The following is an 18733-nucleotide window of genomic DNA, read 5'->3' as shown; positions in this document are numbered from 1 at the left end:
CCATGTGAGAGTAGGTCATCGTCAAGATTAAATTCCAGAACCCCTGATTGCTTATGCAGTCAGGGGTTTTGTTTTGGGCGGTCGGAAAGTATGGCGAGCGTCTCCAAGTGTTCCTCACTTGCAGCCTACGATTGTCTTCAATGCTAAAGTCCATCCCTCGATTTTGCTTTTCCCAAGGAAGCCGTTATGCCGGATGCGACGTCCCTCAGTGCTGGATTCATGGTGGTTCACGGCAACCGCCTGGATGAGCTGCGCAGCCTGGTTGTCAGCTGGATGCGCCGTTACCCGCTGGCTCCCCTGGAAAACGAAATCGCCCTGGTACAAAGCAACGGCATTGCCCAGTGGCTGAAACTGGCGCTGGCTGAAGACCCTGAAGACGACGACATGGGCGGTTGCGGCATCGCTGCCGCTATTGATGTGCAGCTTCCCGGCAGCTTCATGTGGCAGCTCTATCGCATGGTCCTGGGCAAAGACGAGATCCCGCCCAAATCCCTGCTGGATAAAGCCCCACTGACCTGGCGCCTCATGCGCCTGCTCCCCGAGCTGATCGATCAACCCCATTTCGAACCCCTGCAACGCTTCCTGACCCACGATACGGATCTGCGCAAACGCTACCAACTCGCGGAACGCCTCGCCGACCTGTTCGACCAATACCAGGTCTACCGTGCCGACTGGCTGGAAGATTGGGCTGCCGGTCGCCATCAACTGCGCAATGGCCGTGGCGAATCCAAACCCTTGAGCCCGGCCAACTGCTGGCAAGCCGAACTGTGGCGCGCCCTGCTGTTGGACGTAGGAGAGGAGGGCATGGCTCAAAGTCGCGCCGGAGTTCACCAACGCTTTATCGAGCGCATCAATAGCCTGGAGCAGGCACCGATAGGCCTGCCCTCCCGCGTGATCGTCTTCGGCATTTCCTCCTTGCCAGCCCAAGCGCTGGAAGCCCTTGCCGGCCTCGCCCGTTTCAGCCAGGTGCTGCTGTGTGTGCACAACCCTTGTCGCCATCACTGGTCCGACATCGTCGCCGACAAAGACCTGCTCCGAAACGAATACAAGCGCCAGGCACGCAAGGCCGGAATGCCGGTCACCATCGACCCGCAAACCCTGCATCAGCACGCCCACCCGCTGCTCGCTGCCTGGGGTAAGCAAGGTCGCGACTACATCAACCTGTTGGACAGCTACGACGACCCCAACAGTTACCGCTCGGCATTCCGTGACGGTCGTATCGACCTGTTCAGCGAGAGCGAGCCCACCACCTTGCTCAACCAACTCCAGGACGACATCCTCGAACTGCGCCCCCTCAACGAAACCCGTGAACTCTGGCCAAGCGTCGACCTGGCGCGCGACACTTCCATTCGCTTCCACATCGCCCACAGTGCCCAACGCGAAGTTGAAGTTCTTCACGACCAGTTACTGCAGCGCTTCAGCGCCGACCCCACGCTGCGCCCACGGGACATCATCGTCATGGTCCCCGACGTCGACAGCTACGCGCCGCATATTCGCGCCGTATTCGGCCAGCTTGAAAGAAGCGACCTACGCTTCATTCCGTTCACGCTTACGGACCAGGGCCAGCGTGGCCGCGATCCGTTACTGATCGCCGTCGAGCACCTGCTCAAGCTCCCGGACAGCCGCTTTCCGGTCAGCGAAATCCTCGACCTGCTCGACGTCCCGGCACTGCGGGAACGCTTCGCCATCAAGGAACGCGACCTGCCGACCCTGCACCGCTGGATCGAAGGCGCCGGTATCCGTTGGGGCCTCAACGCCGAACAACGCGCCGGCCTCGGCTTGCCCCAGGAGCTGGAGCAAAACAGCTGGCGGTTCGGCCTGCGTCGCATGCTCCTGGGCTACGCCGTTGGTACGGGCTCTGCCTGCGATGGCATCGAGCCGTACGATGAAATCGGCGGCCTCGATGCGGCCTTGATCGGCCCGCTAGTCGCACTGCTCGATGCGCTGCACGATGCCCACCAGGCACTTTCGCAACCTGCCGCGCCGACAGAGTGGGGCGAGCGCCTGCAAAACCTGATGCAGTTGTTCTTCCTCCCGAGCAACGAGCACGACGACTACCTGTTGGGTCAACTCGAGCAACTGAGAGAAACCTGGCTGGAGACCTGCGAGTCCGTCGGACTGCATGACGAATTACCCCTGACCGTAGTCCGCGAGGCCTGGCTGGCAGGCCTCGACCAAGGCCGGCTGTCCCAGCGCTTCCTCGCGGGAGCTGTCAATTTTTGTACCTTGATGCCCATGCGCGCGATCCCATTCAAGCTGGTTTGCCTACTTGGCATGAACGATGGCGACTACCCACGCGCGCAACCGCCGCTGGACTTCGACCTGATGGGCAGCGACTACCGCCCAGGCGATCGGTCACGCCGCGAAGACGACCGCTACCTGTTGCTCGAAGCCCTGCTCTCCGCCCGCGACCAGCTCTACATCAGTTGGGTCGGCCGCAGTATCCGCGACAACAGTGACCGCCCGGCATCGGTCCTGATCGGGCAGTTGCGCGACCACATTGCCAGCGGCTGGCACACCACCAGTGGCGAACCACTCCTGGAAGCCACCACCCAGGAACACCCGCTCCAGCCCTTCAGCGCCCGCTACTTCCATGAAGGTGACAAGCTGTTCAGCTACGCCCGCGAATGGCAGTTGCTCCACGCAACCCCGGACAGCCTGCCCGATACCGGCAGCCTCGCACCCTACACCCAGGAAGAACCGCTGAGCCTCGGCCAACTGCAAGACTTCCTGCGCAACCCGGTCAAACACTTTTTCAGCCAGCGCCTGAAAGTATTTTTCGAAGCCGCCGAAGTCCCGCTGGAAGATGAAGAACCCTTCGTCCTCGATGCACTGCAGCGCTATAGCCTGAGCGACAGTTTGCTCACGGCGGCACTCACCCGCCCCGACAACCTCGACGAAGCCCTCAACGCCCAGGCCCTGCGTCTGCAAGGCAGTGGCTTGTTGCCGATGGTTGGTTTCGGCGAATGCCTGCGCAAAGAACTGATCGAGCCTCTGCCCGACCTGTTGCAGCGTTACCAGCAACTCCTGGCACTCTGGCCCACTGCGCACACCAGCGCCGAACCGATCAGTTTTGAGCATCAAGGCATCCAGCTGGAAGGTTGGATCAGTGGCCTGCATCAACGCAGCGATGGCGGCTTTCTAAGCGTCACCGCCATCCCCAACAGCATCGGCTCGATCAAGACCCGTAAGTGGCATCGCCTGATTCGCCCATGGGTCAACCACCTGGTGGCCTGTGCCTGCGGCCTTCCGTTAAGTACCGGCCTGGTCGCCAGCGACGACACACTGCTATTGGCCCCACTTGAGCAAGCCACAGCCCGGGAGCTCCTCGGCAACCTGCTGCTCGCCTGGAAAACCGGCATGAGCGAACCACTGCCGGTCGCCGTTAAAACCGCATTCGCCTGGCTCGGTCAAACCGACCCGGCCAAAGCGCAAGCCGCCGCCAGCAAAGCCTACGAAGGCGACGGCCAAACCAGCGACGGCGAGCGCCGTGAAAGCCCTGCGCTCATCCGACAGTTCCCCGACTACGCCGCCTTGATGGCTAGCGAAGAGTTCGAAGGCTGGTGCGAAACCCTCTATCGACCGTTGATCAACGCTCCCTGGCGATCACTCACCAGCGCGGAGGCCAGCGCATGAGCGGTACAAAACCCCTGGCCCTGGCCTTCCCGCTCAAGGGCAGCCAACTGATCGAAGCCAGTGCCGGCACAGGCAAGACATTTACCATCTCGGCGCTCTACCTGCGGCTGGTACTCGGCCACGGAGGGGACGAATCGGGCTTCGGCCGCGAGTTGCTGCCGCCGCAAATTCTCGTCGTGACCTTTACTGATGCCGCCACCAAAGAGCTGCGTGAACGCATCCGAATCCGCCTGGCAGAAGCCGCGCGTTTTTTCCGCGAAGAAATCGAAGAACCCGACGCGTTGATCGCCGAACTGCGCGACCAATACAGCCCCGCACAATGGCCCGGCTGCGCCAATCGCCTGGACATCGCCGCCCAGTGGATGGATGAAGCCGCCGTCTCGACCATTCACAGCTGGTGCCAGCGCATGCTGCGCGAGCACGCCTTCGACAGCGGGAGCCTGTTCACCCAGACCCTGGAGACCGACCACAGCGACCTGCTCGGCGAAGTGCTGCGCGACTATTGGAGGCTGTTCTGCTACCCGATGCACGACGATGCGCTGAACTGGGTGCGCAACAATTGGGGCGGCCCGGCGGCCCTGATGCCACGGGTACGCGCGCTGTTCGGCAGCGAGCGGCCCACGGATGAAACGCGTGACCCCGCCGAGCTGATCAACGAATGCCTGCAAGAGCGCCGCCAAGCCCTCGTCGCGCTCAAGGCACCCTGGCAACAATGGGCAGAAGAATTGCGCAACATTTGCCTGCAGGCCGTCGCCGCCAAAGCCGTCGATGGTCGCAAGATGCAAGCCCGTTACTTCGAACCCTGGTTCGAAAAAATCAGCGCCTGGGCAGCTGACGAGTCTCTCGAACAACTGGACATCGGCACCGGTTTCACCCGCCTGACCCCCGACGGCATGGCCGAAGCCTGGAAAGGCGAACCACCACGCCATCCGGGTATCGACGCCATGGCCAGTCTCAAGGCCAGCCTCGACGCCCTGCCAACGCCCGATGCTGCTGTGCTGCAACACGCCGCCGGCTGGGTGGGAAAACGCTTCGAAGAAGAAAAGCGCCGGCGCGCCGAAATGGGCTTCGACGACATGCTGATCCGCCTCAACGCCGCCCTGCAAGCCGACGGCGGCGAGCGTTTGGCCAGCGTGATCCGCGAGCAATTCCCGGTCGCCCTGATCGACGAGTTCCAGGACACCGACCCGGTGCAATACAGCATCTTCGACAGCATCTACCGCATCGAAGAAAACCACCTCGACAGCGGCCTGTTCCTGATCGGCGACCCAAAGCAGGCGATCTACGCCTTCCGTGGCGCCGACATCTACACCTACCTGCGCGCGCGCCAGTCCACCACCGGCCGCCATCACACCCTGGGCACCAACTTCCGTTCGAGCCACGCCATGGTCGAGGCGGTAAACCACGTATTCCAGCGCGCAGAAAAAGGCCGTGGAGCGTTCCTGTTCCGTGAACCCGACGGTACGAATCCGGTGCCGTTCCAGTCGGTATTGTCCCAAGGCCGTAAGGAACAACTGCAGGTCAACGGTCAGACGTTGCCTGCGCTGAATCTCTGGCATCTACCCACCGACCAGCCGATCTCCGGCGTGCTCTACCGCCAACAGTTGGCCGCGTCCTGTGCCAGTCAAATCGTCGCGTTACTCAATGGCGGCCAGCAGGGAACTGCCGGATTCCTCGGCAAAGACGCTAGCTTCAAAGGCGTGCTGCCGTCAGACATCGCCATCCTCGTGCGCGACGGCAAGGAAGCCCAGGCCGTGCGCGGTGAACTGGCTGCCCGTGGCGTGCGCAGCGTTTACCTCTCCGATAAGGATTCCGTGTTCGCCGCCCAGGAAGCCCACGACCTGCTGGCCTGGCTCAAGGCCTGTGCCGAGCCGGACGTCGAGCGCCCACTGCGCGCCGCCCTGGCTTGCGTCACCTTGAACCTGTCGCTGCCCGAACTGGAGCGTCTGAACCAGGACGAACTGGCGTGGGAACAACGCGTAATGCAGTTCCGCGATTACCGTACGATCTGGCGCACCCAAGGCGTGCTGCCGATGCTGCGGCGCCTGTTGCACGACTTCAAATTGCCGCAAACCCTGATCACCCGCAGCGATGGCGAGCGGGTATTGACCAACCTGTTGCACCTCTCGGAATTGCTGCAACAGGCGGCCGCAGAGCTGGACGGTGAACAAGCGCTGATTCGCCATCTGGCCGAACATCTCGCGCTTTCCGGCCAGGCCGGTGAAGAGCAGATCCTGCGCCTGGAAAGTGATGAACAACTGGTCAAAGTGGTAACGATCCACAAATCCAAGGGGCTGGAATACGACTTGGTTTTCCTGCCGTTCATTTGCTCGGCAAAACCGGTGGATGGCAGCCGCCTGCCGTTGCATTACCACGACGCAAACGGCAAATCCCAGGTCAGCCTCAGGCCCACCGCCGAGTTGATCGCCCAAGCCGACGATGAACGGCTGGCCGAAGACTTGCGTCTGTTTTACGTGGCGCTGACCCGCGCCAAACACGCCTGCTGGCTGGGCATCGCCGACCTCAAGCGTGGCAATAACAACAGCTCGGTGCTGCACCTGTCGGCCCTGGGCTACTTGCTCGGCGGCGGCGCTTCACTTGGCGAGTCCGGCGGCCTGGCCCGCTGGTTGCTTGACCTGCAGGAAGGTTGCCCGGCACTGCATTACGCAGAAATGCCCGAGGCCGATGCGGTCGTATTCCACCCGCCGCGTAACGAAGCCACCTTGCTCGCGCCGCTGCTGCCCAAGCGCAAGGCGGCAGAAAACTGGTGGATCGCTTCCTACAGTGCGCTGCGTATCGGCGAGAGCATGAGTGCGGCGAGCCTCGAAGCGCCGGAAAGCCCACAAGCGCAGAAGCTGTTCGATGACGAACGCCTCGACCCGGATGCCCCACGCGAGGTGCCGGCTTCCGGTGGCGATATTCACCGTTTCCCACGCGGGCCGAATCCCGGCACCTTCCTCCATGGCCTGCTGGAATGGGCGGGCGGTGAAGGCTTCAATGTTACCCCGGAGGCTATCGAAGATGCGGTCGCCCGCCGCTGCAACCGACGTGGCTGGGAAGGCTGGATCGGCACACTCGGCGGTTGGCTCGGGCATCTGTTGCAAGCCCGGTTGCCGCTGGGCAACGGGCAGGTGGCCCTTAGCGAGTTGCGGCAGTACCAGATCGAAATGGAATTCTGGTTTGCCAGCCACAAGGTCGACGTCCTCGCACTCGACAAACTGGTGTGCCAGCACACTCACAATGGCGTATCCCGCGTGGCCGCCGAACCGGTGCTGCTCAACGGCATGTTCAAGGGTTTTATCGACCTGACCTTTGAACACGAAGGCCGCTACTACGTGGCTGACTACAAATCCAATTGGCTTGGTCCCGATGATTCGGCCTACACGCAGCAGGCCATGGAACTGTCGATCCTCGACCATCGTTACGACCTGCAATACGTACTTTACCTGCTGGCCCTGCATCGCCAGCTGAAGGCTCGGCTGCCGGAGTACGACTACGACCGTCACGTCGGCGGCGCGTTGTACCTGTTCCTGCGGGGCACCCATTCCGCGAGCCAGGGCGCGTATTTCACCCGACCACCCCGGGAATTGATCGAAAGCCTGGACCTGCTGTTCCAGGGCAAACCGCTACCACCCAAGGCCGAGCCCGCCTGGGAACAAGGAGAGCTGCTATGAGCCTGTCGCCGTTACCGCTTGAGGAGCTGACGCCCCTCAGCCGCGCCGCCGACCTGGTGCAACTGCTCGATCTCTGGGTGCAGCGCGGCTGGTTGCGCGCGCTGGACAAGGCCTTTGTCGGCTTCCTCCACGAACTCGATCCGCAGGCTGACCCTTTAGTCCTGCTGGCCGCGGCCCTGACCAGCCACCAACTGGGCCATGGCCATGTGTGCCTGGACCTGTTCGAAACCCTCAAGGCCCCGGATTTCGCTCTGTCGCTGCCACCCGAAGGCGATGTGCAAACCGGCGTCATGCTGCTGCCATCACAGTTGCTCGACGGCCTGGACGGCGCCCATTGGTGCCATGCCCTGGCCGCCAGCCGTCTGGTAGCACTGGCCGTCGACGGCAGCGAGGAGGCGCAAAGCCGGCCACTGGTGCTGTCGGGCAAACGCCTGTACTTGCGCCGCTACTGGACCTACGAACGGCGTATCGACAGCGCTTTGCGCCTGCGACTCGCCACCCGGGAAAGCGTTGCCGCCGATCTGCCCGAACGCCTGAATCGCCTGTTCGACCAGGCCCCGCCAGACGGTGTTGTCGACTGGCAAAAACTCGCCTGCGCCTTGGCCACCCGCGGTGCATTCAGCATCGTCACCGGCGGGCCGGGTACCGGCAAGACCACCACGGTGGTGCGTTTGCTTGCGCTGTTGCAGGCCCCCGCCGTGGAAGCGGGCAGCGCGTTGCGCATCCGTCTGGCCGCGCCCACCGGCAAGGCGGCCGCGCGCTTGACCGAGTCCATCAGCCAGCAAGTGCTGTCGCTGAAAGTGCCTGATGCGGTGAAGGACAAAATCCCGACCCAGGTCACCACCGTTCACCGTTTGCTCGGCAGCCGTCCCGGCACCCGACACTTCCGGCATCACATCGGCAATCCGTTGCCCCTGGATGTGCTGGTAGTGGACGAAGCCTCGATGATCGACCTGGAAATGATGGCCAACCTGCTGGACGCCTTGCCACCCCATGCTCGCCTGGTGCTGCTGGGTGACAAGGACCAGTTGGCCTCGGTTGAAGCCGGGGCGGTGCTGGGGGATTTGTGCCGCGACGCCGAAGCCGGTTTCTACAGCCCGCAAACCCGCCAGTGGCTGCAACAGGTCAGCGGCGAAGACCTCGGCGCCAGCGGCCTGCAGGAAGACCTCGACGGTAGCCACCCCTTGGCGCAACAAGTGGTGATGCTGCGTTACTCGCGGCGTTTCGGCGAAGGCAGCGGCATTGGCCAACTGGCCCGCTGGGTCAACCAGCAAAACCCTGAGCAGGCCCGCAAACTGCTGGCTGCCCGCAGCCATGCCGACCTGTTTTGCGTCAGCCTCAAGGGCGAGCACGACCATGCCCTGGAGCGCCTGGTGCTGGACGGCCATGGCGACGGTGCCCACGGTTATCGCCATTACCTGAAACTGCTGCAGACCGCGCGTCCGTCCCTGGAGACGCCACGGGATGACGAGGCCTGGACGCTCTGGGCGCAAAAGCTGCTGAAAGCCTTCGACGCATTCCAGTTGCTCTGCGCCGTACGCAAGGGCCCATGGGGCGTGGAGGGCCTGAACCTGCGCATTACCGCCGCGCTGCTCAAGGCTCGGCTGATCGACAGCGACCAGCAATGGTACGAAGGGCGCCCGGTGTTGATGACTCGCAACGATTACGGCCTGGGCCTGATGAACGGCGATATCGGTATCGCCCTCAAGCTGCCCGAAAGCGACGGCGGGCCGCAGGTTTTGCGCGTCGCGTTCCCGCGCAACGATGGCCAGGGCGGCGTACGGTTTGTGTTGCCCAGCCGGCTCAACGACGTCGAAACCGTCTACGCGATGACGGTGCACAAATCTCAGGGCTCTGAATTCACCCACACCGCACTGATTTTGCCGGACGCCTTGAACCCGGTGCTCACCAAAGAGCTGATCTACACCGGCATCACCCGCGCCAAGGACTGGTTCAGCCTGATCGAACCCCGGGGTGGCGTATTCGAAGAGGCGGTGAGCCGCAAGGTGAAACGCTTGAGTGGGCTGATGCTGGAACTGGGCACTTGATCGTCAAAGAAGCTGACCGATGGGACATCTAAATTTTCTGATCCAAATGTGTGATTTTTCTTAATAAAATGTCGGAATCCTCCTGGGTGTCACCTCGGGGGTTTTCCGCCGTTGTGCTATCGTTGCGGCATCATCCCGAGAAGATCAAAGAGAATCGCTGCATGAACGTGGCTGTCTCGCCCACAGAGCGAAGTTTGAGCTGGAGACGAATGCTGCTGTTGGCGCTTCTGTGCGTGTTCACGCCCCTCGTTTTTGCCCAGCCGCCTGCCGGCATGGCCGATCAGCGGGCCAAGGCCGTCACCCAAGTGGTCCTGGGTATCCTCAGTTACGCCCGCTGGCCGGTAGAGCCCGCGCAATTGCGTTTGTGCATCGTCGGGCCAACCCAATACACCGATGACCTGGTCAAAGGCACCACCCAGGCTACCGGCCGTCCGGTAGTGGTGCAGCGTTTGCTGGCCGACCATCCAGACATCGCCAATGCCTGCGATGCCGTGTACATCGGCCAATTGACCAGCGACGAGCGCAGCCGCCTGTTCGCGGCATTGATCGGCCATCCAGTGCTCAGCATCAGCGAAGGCGGCGACCAATGCACCGTGGGCAGCCTGTTCTGCCTGCGGGTAGCCGACGAACAGGTGTCGTTCGAGGTCAACCTGGATTCCGTTGCCCGTAGCGGTGTGCGCATTCATCCGAGTGTGCTGCAGCTGTCCCGACGTCGAGCGCCGGGGTCATGAGTGTCGATAAGGCGCCAGTGCGTCCAACCTTGCGTTCAGTGATCGGGCGCGGGCACCTGAGCCTGGCGCTGATGGCCGTCAGCATGGCCAGTATTTCCCTGACCCTGCTCGGCGTGCTCGCGCTGCGGGTGTATGCCGACCACAACCTGCACCTGATCGCCCGCTCCATCAACTACACCGTGGAAGCGGCCGTGGTGTTCAACGACAGCGCGGCGGCCACCGAGGCGTTGGGCGTGATCGCCTCGGAGGAAGAAGTGGCCGAGGCGGAAGTCTTCAACGTCGACGGCAAGCAACTGGCCCATTGGGAGCGCCCTGAAACCGGGATGCTGTCGATGATTGAGCTGCAGTTGGCGCATGCCCTGCTCGAACAACCCATCACCCAGCCGATCCTGCACCAGGGCCAGGTCATCGGCAGCGTGCACCTGACCGGCCACGGCGGCAGCCTGTTGCGCTTCCTGCTCAGCGGCCTTGCCGGGATTCTGGTGTGCACCGCCCTCAGCGCCTGGGTTGCACTGTACCTGGCGCGGCGTTTGTTACGCGGCATCACCGGGCCGTTGCACAGCCTGGCCTCGGTGGCCCACGCCGCCCGAAGCGAGCGGGCCTTTGACCGACGCGTACCGCCGGCGAAAATCGCCGAACTCGACAGCCTGGGCAATGACTTCAATGCCCTGCTCGACGAACTGGAGGCCTGGCAGACCCACCTGCAAAGCGAAAACGAAACCCTCGCCCACCAGGCCAGCCACGACAGCCTGACCGGGCTGCCCAACCGTGCGTTCTTCGAAGGGCGGCTGATCCGCGCCCTGCGCAGCGCCGCCAAGCTCAACGAGAAAGTAGCGGTCTTGTTCCTCGACAGCGACCGCTTTAAAGACATCAACGACAACTTCGGCCACGCCGCCGGCGATGCGGTATTGGTGGCAGTGGCTACGCGCATTCGTGCGCAACTGCGTGAAGACGACCTGGTGGCACGCCTGGGCGGCGATGAATTCGCCATCTTGCTGTCGCCTCTGCACCGACTTGAGGACGCCCAGCGCATTGCCGAAAAAATCATCGCCAGCATGGACGCGCCCATTGCGCTGCCCGGCGACGCCCACGTATTGACCTCACTCAGTATCGGCATCGCCGTCTACCCCGATCATGGCGCCACCCCCGGTAACCTGCTCAACGCCGCCGATGCGGCGATGTACCAGGCCAAACGGCTTTCCCAGGGTGGCCAGCAAACGGCGGAATCGGAGTCCCCCGCCGCCGACGTTCAACACAGGAGTTGATCCCTTGTTCTCGACCGCACGCTTTTTATTCATCACCTTGCTCGTGGCTCTGCTCGCCCTGAGCGGCTGCCAGACCCCGCCGCCAAAAGGCCTGACACCGGCGCAAATCGCCGTGCTCAAACAGCAGGGTTTTGAACTGACTGACGAAGGCTGGGCCTTCGGCCTCTCGGGCAAGGTGCTGTTTGGCAGCGACGTCGAAAGTCTGAATGCCCCCAGCACCGAGATCGTCCAGCGCATCGGCAAGGCGCTGCTGGGCGTGGGCATTGAGCGCGTGCGGGTCGACGGCCACACCGACGCCTCGGGCAAGGAAACCTACAACCAGCAACTGTCCCTGCGCCGAGCCAAAAGCGTCGCGCACGTGTTGGCAGGCGTTGGGATGAAAGAAGAAAACGTACAACTGCGCGGGCTGGGCAGCAGCGAGCCGGTGGCGTCCAACGCGACAGCGGCGGGGCGCACCGAGAATCGCCGGGTATCGATTGTGGTGATTGCGGACTAAGCCGACGCCCTCGTTCGCTCTATGGAATGCGTTCAAAAATGTGGGAGCGGGCTTGCTCGCGAAGGCGGTGGATCAGTTGATGTATTGGGTGACTGACACACTGCTATCGCGGGCAAGCCCGGCTCCCACATTTTATTTAATCGGCAAACACCATCTCCCGCGTTTCCCCCATCAACAACGGCTGATTCTGCTCCGTCACCTCACGGATGTAATCCCACAGCAGGGTGATCCGTTTCAACTTCCTCAAGTCCTCGCGGCAGTACATCCAAAACTGCCGCGTGATATTGATCTCCTTGCCCAGCACCGGCAGCAATCGCGGGTCCTGTGCCGCCAAAAAGCACGGCAGGATCGCCAGCGAGCGCCCTTGCTGCGCCGCCACGTACTGCGCAATCACGCTGGTGCTGCGCAAACTGGCGCTGGCGCCGGGCACCACATTGGCCAGGTACAGCAGCTCCGAACTGAACGCTAAATCATCCACGTAGCTGATAAACGGATGCTCGGCCAGGTCCGCTGCCCGGCGGATGGGCGGGTGCTGGTCCAGGTATTCCTGCGTCGCGTACAGCTGCAGCTTGTAGTCGCACAGCTTGCAGCACACGTACGGCCCATGCTCCGGCCGTTCCAGGGCGATGACGATATCCGCCTCGCGCTTGGACAGGCTGATGAAGTGGGGCAGGGGCAGGATGTCCACCGAGATCGCCGGGTAGGTGTCGACGAAGTGGCTCAGTTGCGGGGTGACGAAGAAGCTGCCGAACCCTTCGGTGCAGCCCATGCGCACGTGGCCGGACAGCGCCACGCCGGAGCCGGAAACCTGTTCGCAGGCCATGTGCAACGTGCTTTCGATGGACTCGGCGTAGCCCAGCAGGCGCTGGCCTTCGGTGGTCAATACGAAGCCGTTGGTCCGGGACTTTTCAAACAGGAGAGTGCCCAACGATCCTTCAAGGGAGCTGATGCGCCGCGACACCGTGGTGTAGTCCACGGCCAGGCGCTTGGCAGCGACGCTGGCCTTGCGGGTACGGGCGACTTCGAGGAAAAACTTCAGGTCATCCCAGTTCAGGGAGCCCAGTGACGTGATGTTTTTTTGCATATTGGACCGGCTTTTATGTGCGTTCTTATTAGAAGTTTGCACATCTATACTCCAAAAACAGTCCGAACGCCTCATCCTCAAGGCGATTCAACGCCTTGGTTCTCTGCATACCTACAAGAATTGGAGACCACATGAACGCATCTGCCGATATTTCCGTAAAACAGGTCAAGCTGCTGATCAACGGCGAGTGGGTCGAATCCAGGACCACCGAATGGCAAGACATCGTCAACCCCGCTACCCAGCAAGTGCTGGCCCGCGTACCGTTTTCCACCCCTGAAGAAGTCAACGCTGCCATCGACGCCGCCCATCGCGCCTTCCAGACCTGGAAGCTGACGCCGATCGGTGCGCGCATGCGCATCATGCTCAAGCTGCAAGCCTTGATCCGCGAGCACTCCAAGCGCATCGCCGTGGTCCTGAGTGCCGAGCAGGGCAAGACCATTGCCGACGCTGAAGGCGACATTTTCCGTGGCCTGGAAGTGGTCGAGCACGCGTGCTCCATCGGCACCCTGCAGATGGGCGAATTCGCTGAAAACGTCGCCGGCGGTGTGGATACCTACACCCTGCGCCAGCCGATCGGCGTGTGCGCCGGCATCACCCCGTTCAACTTCCCGGCGATGATTCCGCTGTGGATGTTCCCGATGGCCATTGCCTGCGGTAACACGTTCGTACTCAAGCCATCGGAACAGGACCCGCTGTCGACCCTGCTGCTGGTTGAACTGGCACTGGAAGCCGGGGTGCCAGCCGGCGTGCTGAACGTGGTTCACGGCGGCAAGGACGTGGTGGATGCGCTGTGCACCCACAAAGATATCAAGGCCGTGTCCTTCGTCGGTTCGACCGCCGTGGGGACTCACGTCTACGACCTCGCCGGTAAACACGGCAAGCGCGTGCAATCCATGATGGGCGCCAAGAACCACGCCGTGGTGCTGCCGGATGCCAATCGCGAACAAACCCTGAACGCCCTGGTCGGTGCCGGTTTCGGTGCGGCGGGTCAGCGTTGCATGGCAACTTCCGTGGTGGTGCTGGTAGGCGCGGCCAAGCAATGGCTGCCGGACCTCAAGGCCCTGGCGCAAAAGCTCAAGGTGAACGCCGGCAGCGAAGCGGGTACCGATGTGGGCCCGGTGATCTCCAAGCGCGCCAAGGCACGCATTCTCGACCTGATAGAAAGCGGCGTGAAAGAAGGCGCCAAGCTGGAACTGGATGGCCGTGGCATCAAGGTACCGGGTTTCGAGGACGGCAATTTCGTCGGCCCGACGTTGTTCTCCGGCGTGACCACCGACATGCAGATCTACACCCAGGAAATCTTCGGCCCGGTGCTGGTGGTGCTGGAAGTCGACACCCTCGACCAAGCCATCGCCCTGGTCAACGCCAACCCGTTCGGCAACGGCACCGGCCTGTTCACCCAGAGCGGCGCGGCGGCGCGTAAATTCCAGAGCGAAATCGATGTGGGCCAGGTCGGCATCAACATCCCGATCCCCGTGCCGGTTCCGTTCTTCAGCTTCACCGGTTCCCGTGGTTCGAAACTCGGCGACCTGGGCCCGTACGGCAAGCAAGTGGTGCAGTTCTACACCCAGACCAAAACCGTCACCAGCCGCTGGTTCGACGACGACAGCGTCAACGATGGCGTCAACACCACCATCAACCTGCGCTGATCGAGGAGACGACCATGAAGATTGCATTTATCGGCCTGGGCAACATGGGCGCGCCGATGGCGCGCAACCTGATCAAGGCTGGCCATGCGCTGAACCTGTTCGACCTGAACCAGACCGTGCTCAAGGAACTGGCGGAACTGGGCGGCACCATCAGCGCTTCACCGCGCGCGGCAGCCGAAGGCGCCGAGTTGGTGGTGACCATGCTCCCGGCTGCGGCCCATGTGCGCAGTGTGTGGCTCGGTGAAGACGGCGTGCTCGCCGGCATCGGCAAAGGCGTGCCGGCGGTGGATTGCAGCACCATCGACCCGCAGACCGCCCGCGATGTAGCGGCGGCGGCAGCGAAACAAGGCGTGGTGATGGCGGATGCTCCAGTGTCCGGCGGCACCGGCGGTGCCCAGGCCGGGACGTTGACCTTCATGGTCGGCGCCACCCCGGAACTGTTCGCCACCCTGCAACCGGTGCTGGCGCAGATGGGCCGCAACATCGTCCATTGCGGCGAAGTCGGCACCGGGCAAATCGCCAAGATCTGCAACAACCTGCTGCTGGGTATCACCATGGTCGGCGTCAGCGAAGCCATGGCCCTGGGCGATGCGCTGGGCATCGACACCCAAGTGTTGGCGGGAATCATCAACAGCTCCACCGGGCGCTGCTGGAGTTCGGACACCTACAACCCATGGCCCGGGATTATCGAGACGGCGCCGTCGTCCCGGGGTTATACCGGTGGGTTTGGTGCAGAACTGATGCTCAAGGATCTGGGACTGGCCACTGAAGCGGCCCGCCAGGCACACCAGCCGGTGATACTCGGCGCAGTGGCGCAGCAGTTGTATCAATCGATGAGCCAACGTGGGGAAGGGGGCAAGGACTTCTCGGCGATCATCAACAGCTATCGAAAACCAAAGTAGGGCGATTGTCCTTCTTCACTGTGGGCCCCTGATTTTTTACTGCGTAGACCTTCCAGCACCAGCTCACTACTGGTGCTTTTTTTTGGCCTGAATAAACCCCTTCGCGACGTTTGTGGGAGGGCGGTATTACTTATCGACTAATGCCTAGGGATAATGTTTTTTTGCATTGTTATAGTTGTGAAATAAACTTTTACAAGTTTTAGGTGTGACGCTGAAATATCATGTTTTTGATCATGGGTTATTCATTCGGTGAGTGTCCATGCGACACCCTATTATCATGCCGTTATAATTGATTTCTCGGTTATGTGTGTTCGGTTCGTCGTGGCTTCCCTCATTAAACACCCATGTTTATTGCGTGTTTACATTTCTCTTTGATGTTGACTATTGCCTCGCTAGTATCGGTTTTGCGAGCGTTGTCATGGTTGCTGCGTCTCGATAACTTCCGCCGAAGCGTTGTACTTTCAAAGTTGTGCAGGTGTGTCAGAGATGGCTAGCGAATGGATGCGTACATCGGGTTTCCCAGGGCTATCGGCCTCATCGAACGAGGCCGCCCTGGAACTTGAAAAAGCCCGCATCCTGGCCCGCCACCTTTCCCGGTTGCTCGACCTCTGGGCTGCGATGCAGTCCAGCCCAAGGCCCGGGCAGGCTTATTCTGACGCCAAGGATGTGCCACCTCATTCGGTGTCAGCGTGTTGCAAGCGCACGCGTGTGGGTCTGCAATGTCGTGAAGAAACCGGCGTCGGTTGATCGCTGTAAATCCTGACCAGTTCTATATAAACGCAAAAAGAGTTTCGTGCTCGGCGGTAACTACCGTCGTGGGCATTCGCTCGCGCTGAAATACGTGTGTCCATATAAAAAAACGGGTGAGAGATGAAAAACATAACTATTGTCGACAAGGCAACGGGGACGGCGACAGAGCATGCCTTTGGCAACGCCAGCCTCAAGGGAACCAGCATTGTAAAACTGCCGTTCGGACAAGAAAGCGTTCAATCGTTTCAACCGTCCGGCCAAAACCTGGTGGTCACTCTGAAGTCTGGAGAAACCATCACCATTCAGAACTTTTTTGTGGTGGGAGCCGACGGCTCCGCTAACCAACTGGTACTGGAAAATGCCGACGGAACATTGTTGCTCGGCAACTATTCCACGCCGTATTCGGGTTTCAACTTCACCGAAATCTCGACCCTGGACGACCTGGGTGTGGCAGCCATTGCCGCTGACAGTGCGGTGCCGGACTGGGTGCTGTGGGGCTTGGGCATCCTCGCCGTCGGCGGTACCGCCGCGGCATTGAGCGGTGGTGGCGGTGGTGGTGGCCATCATCATCAAACGCCAGTTCCTGCACCCGGTGCTGCGACCGGTTTGTCGGTCAACAGCGCGGGCACGGTGGTCAGCGGTAAAGGTCAGCCTGGCACCACAGTCACCGTCAAGGATGCCGCCGGTAACGTACTGGGCACAGGCACTGTGGGTACCGACGGCAACTTCCAGGTCAACCTGGACAAGCCGCAAACCAATGGCGAAACCCTGCAAGTCGTCCTCAAGGATGCCGCGGGTCAGGAATCGCAACCTGCGTCTGTGGTAGCGGGTGATACAACCGCCCCCGCCGCACCGAACGGTTTGGCCGTCAGTGCAGACGGTACAACCGTCAGCGGTAAGGGCGAGCCTAATTCGACCGTGATCATCAAGGATGCCAATGGCGAGGTCCTCGGCACCGGCACCGTGGATGCTGAAGGCAACTTCCAGGTCACCCTGGGAACTGCGCAAACCAATGGCGAAACCCTGCAAGTCACCCTCAAGGATGCTGCCGGCAATGAATCGTCCGCCAGCCCCGTGGTGGCTGGCGACAGCACCGCCCCGGATGCGCCGACCAACCTGGTGATCAGTGCCGATGGCGCAACTGTCAGCGGTAAAGGTGAACCGAACGCTGCCGTGAGTATCAAGGATGCCAGCGGCAACGTGATCGGTACGGGCACCGTCGGCGCGGATGGCAATTTCCAGGTTTCGCTCGACACACCCGCGTCCGAAGGCGAAAGCCTGGCGATCACGCTCAAAGACGCTGCCGGCAATGAGTCGGCTCCGGGTGCGCTGGTTGTCGCCGATATTGAGACACCGCTTGCGCCGCGCAACCTGGCAATCAGTGACGTGGGTGACACGCTCAGCGGTGAAGGCGCTGCGGCCCACAAAGTCATCATCCTCAACGATGCTGGTGAAGTGGTCGGCAGCGGAACAGTGGCAGATGACGGCACATTCCTGGTGCAACTGAACTCGCTGCACATCAATGGCGAGCGGCTACGCGTGTTCCTGCGCAACTTCTCGGGCAAGGAATCCCTGCCAGGCATCGTCATCGCGGGGGACACCATCGCCCCGGATGCCCCAACCAACCTGGTGGTCGGCGAAGATGGCAGCACCGTCACCGGCAAGGGCGAACCGCGCGCGACCGTTACCGTGAAAGACGCCGATGGCAACGTGATCGGCACTGGCACGGTCGGCGACGACGGTAATTTTCAAGTCACCCTGGATCCGCTTCAGGTTAACGGCGAAACACTGGCTGTCAGATTGACCGATGCAGCAGGCAACGAGTCTGTTCCGGCTTCTGTGATCGCTGTTGATATTGATGATACGGACGCTGATGCCGATGCCGACGCTGACGCTGACGCTGACGCTGACGCCGACGCGGACGCGGATGCGGATGCGGATGCGGATGCGGATGCTGATGCCGATGCCGATGCCGATGCCGATGCGGACGCTGACGCTGATGCGGATGCGGATGCGGATGCGGATGCGGATGCGGATGCGGATGCCGACGCTGATGCTGATGCTGATGCTGATGCTGATGCTGATGCTGATGCTGATGCTGATGCCGATGCTGACGCCGACGCGGATGCCGATGCGGACGCGGACGCGGATGCTGACGCCGATGCCGATGCTGATGCTGATGCTGATGCTGAYGCTGACGCTGACGCTGACGCTGACGCTGATGCCGACGCCGACGCCGACGCGGATGCCGATGCCGATGCGGACGCTGATGCGGATGCGGATGCGGATGCCGATGCCGATGCCGATGCCGATGCTGATGCTGATGCTGATGCTGACGCTGACGCTGACGCTGACGCTGATGCGGATGCGGATGCGGATGCCGACGCTGATGCTGATGCTGATGCTGATGCTGATGCTGATGCTGATGCTGATGCCGACGCTGACGCCGACGCGGATGCCGATGCGGACGCGGACGCGGATGCTGACGCCGATGCCGA

The 18733-nt window shown here is 61.8% G+C and carries 10 protein-coding genes; 9 read left to right on the top strand and 1 reads right to left on the bottom strand.

Going from position 1 to position 18733, the window contains the following annotated elements:
- The first annotated feature begins 186 nt into the window (after nt 1–186).
- From recC to A462_RS31030, 6 genes are all read left to right on the top strand, one after another.
- On the top strand, nt 187–3636 hold the full coding sequence (recC, locus tag A462_RS31005) for an exodeoxyribonuclease V subunit gamma (RefSeq protein ID WP_003214199.1): 3450 nt from the start codon (nt 187–189) through the stop codon (nt 3634–3636).
- Complete coding sequence (recB, locus tag A462_RS31010) at nt 3633–7310, top strand: exodeoxyribonuclease V subunit beta (RefSeq protein ID WP_008430619.1); 3678 nt, start codon at nt 3633–3635, stop codon at nt 7308–7310. The genes recC and recB overlap by 4 nt, the downstream gene beginning before the upstream one ends.
- Entirely contained in the window at nt 7307–9358 is a 2052-nt protein-coding gene (recD, locus tag A462_RS31015; protein ID WP_008430617.1) for an exodeoxyribonuclease V subunit alpha, read from the top strand. The genes recB and recD overlap by 4 nt, the downstream gene beginning before the upstream one ends.
- Nucleotides 9359–9519: 161 nt before the next feature.
- Entirely contained in the window at nt 9520–10089 is a 570-nt protein-coding gene (locus tag A462_RS31020; RefSeq protein ID WP_032898591.1) for a YfiR family protein, read from the top strand.
- Nucleotides 10086–11354 carry a diguanylate cyclase domain-containing protein gene (locus A462_RS31025; RefSeq protein ID WP_003214191.1) on the top strand — a complete coding sequence of 423 codons (1269 nt, stop codon included), beginning with the start codon at nt 10086–10088 and terminating at the stop codon, nt 11352–11354. Before A462_RS31020 ends, A462_RS31025 begins: the two co-directional genes overlap by 4 nt.
- A gap of 4 nt (nt 11355–11358) precedes the next feature.
- Entirely contained in the window at nt 11359–11850 is a 492-nt protein-coding gene (locus A462_RS31030) for an OmpA family protein (RefSeq protein WP_003214188.1), read from the top strand.
- Nucleotides 11851–11986: 136 nt separating this feature from the next.
- Here the strand turns inward: A462_RS31030 and A462_RS31035 are convergent, their stop codons facing one another.
- Nucleotides 11987–12934 (bottom strand): LysR family transcriptional regulator, encoded by a 948-nt coding sequence (locus A462_RS31035; protein WP_008430612.1) that lies wholly within the window; start codon nt 12932–12934, stop codon nt 11987–11989.
- Between the two features lie 131 nt (nt 12935–13065).
- On the opposite strand from A462_RS31035, the gene A462_RS31040 reads away from it, so the two are divergent.
- The 3 genes from A462_RS31040 to A462_RS34150 form a co-directional block, all read left to right on the top strand.
- Nucleotides 13066–14583, top strand: coding sequence for a CoA-acylating methylmalonate-semialdehyde dehydrogenase (locus A462_RS31040; protein WP_008430611.1), 1518 nt, complete (start codon nt 13066–13068; stop codon nt 14581–14583).
- Between the two features lie 14 nt (nt 14584–14597).
- On the top strand, nt 14598–15485 hold the full coding sequence (gene mmsB, locus A462_RS31045; protein WP_003214181.1) for a 3-hydroxyisobutyrate dehydrogenase: 888 nt from the start codon (nt 14598–14600) through the stop codon (nt 15483–15485).
- 870 nt (nt 15486–16355) lie between these two features.
- A partial coding sequence (locus tag A462_RS34150) for an Ig-like domain-containing protein (RefSeq protein ID WP_008430609.1) occupies nt 16356–18733 on the top strand: 2378 nt, incomplete at its 3' end.

Source organism: Pseudomonas sp. Ag1 (genome assembly GCF_000278565.1).
Lineage (GTDB): Bacteria > Pseudomonadota > Gammaproteobacteria > Pseudomonadales > Pseudomonadaceae > Aquipseudomonas.
Note: the sequence above shows the minus strand (reverse complement) of the source record. Positions and strands in the feature narration are given on the sequence as shown.

What these genes read in the sequence shown, in the direction of transcription:
- recD (WP_008430617.1), top strand. Translation starts at nt 7,307, where the DNA reads ATGAGCCTGTCGCCGTTACCGCTTGAGGAGCTGACGCCCCTCAGCCGC.
- recB (WP_008430619.1), top strand. Translation starts at nt 3,633, where the DNA reads ATGAGCGGTACAAAACCCCTGGCCCTGGCCTTCCCGCTCAAGGGCAGC.
- mmsB (WP_003214181.1), top strand. Translation starts at nt 14,598, where the DNA reads ATGAAGATTGCATTTATCGGCCTGGGCAACATGGGCGCGCCGATGGCG.
- A462_RS31020 (WP_032898591.1), top strand. Translation starts at nt 9,520, where the DNA reads ATGAACGTGGCTGTCTCGCCCACAGAGCGAAGTTTGAGCTGGAGACGA.
- A462_RS31040 (WP_008430611.1), top strand. Translation starts at nt 13,066, where the DNA reads ATGAACGCATCTGCCGATATTTCCGTAAAACAGGTCAAGCTGCTGATC.
- A462_RS31035 (WP_008430612.1), bottom strand. Translation starts at nt 12,934, where the DNA reads ATGCAAAAAAACATCACGTCACTGGGCTCCCTGAACTGGGATGACCTG.
- recC (WP_003214199.1), top strand. Translation starts at nt 187, where the DNA reads ATGCCGGATGCGACGTCCCTCAGTGCTGGATTCATGGTGGTTCACGGC.
- A462_RS31025 (WP_003214191.1), top strand. Translation starts at nt 10,086, where the DNA reads ATGAGTGTCGATAAGGCGCCAGTGCGTCCAACCTTGCGTTCAGTGATC.